The 595-nt window shown below is 54.5% G+C and carries 3 tRNA genes and 1 pseudogene; all 4 read right to left on the reverse strand.

The features are described 5' to 3' along the window. Positions 1 to 77 (reverse strand): annotated as a pseudogene (locus AWB69_RS46840) (GTP-binding protein); the annotation flags it as partial. 66 nt (positions 78 to 143) lie between these two features. Beyond that, positions 144 to 218: transfer RNA gene (locus AWB69_RS45420), tRNA-Thr, on the reverse strand. A gap of 12 nt (positions 219 to 230) precedes the next feature. Further along, a tRNA-Gly gene (locus AWB69_RS45425) sits at positions 231 to 304 on the reverse strand. A 36-nt stretch (positions 305 to 340) separates the two neighbouring features. Then, a tRNA-Tyr gene (locus AWB69_RS45430) sits at positions 341 to 426 on the reverse strand. Positions 427 to 595: the final 169 nt, after the last annotated feature.

The raw sequence follows: 595 nt of genomic DNA on the forward strand, positions 1-595 counted from the left end.
GTCTTGCCATGGTCGACGTGACCAATCGTGCCTACGTTGACGTGCGGCTTGGTCCGTTCGAATTTACCTTTTGCCATTTTCGACTCCTAACAGGAATTTTTCCGTACCTTGCGCCGCGCGCAAACAGTGTGGACTAGTGTTGCTGGTGCCCATGAGCAGGATCGAACTGCTGACCTCTCCCTTACCAAGGGAGTGCTCTACCACTGAGCCACATGGGCGGACCTTGATGCTGGAGCGGGTGAAGGGAATCGAACCCTCGTCATAAGCTTGGAAGGCTTCTGCTCTACCATTGAGCTACACCCGCTTGGGTCTAACGATTCCCGACGCTTGCTACATGTTCTGGTGGAGGAGGCTGGATTCGAACCAGCGTAGGCGTAAGCCAACAGATTTACAGTCTGCCCCCTTTAGCCACTCGGGCACCCCTCCGCAGAGAACTGACGATTATGGGGGAACATCGCTGTTGTGTCAAGCCTTCAGCGAGTCCACCGTGATCGATGTCTCTCACTTATAGTCATTCCGAAACGCAAAAACCCCACCTTTGAGGGGTGGGGTTTTTGTATAGCTGCGGAGTTGCTTGGCAGCGCATGAGGAGCCT

This window comes from Caballeronia udeis (assembly GCF_001544555.2).
GTDB lineage: Bacteria > Pseudomonadota > Gammaproteobacteria > Burkholderiales > Burkholderiaceae > Caballeronia > Caballeronia udeis.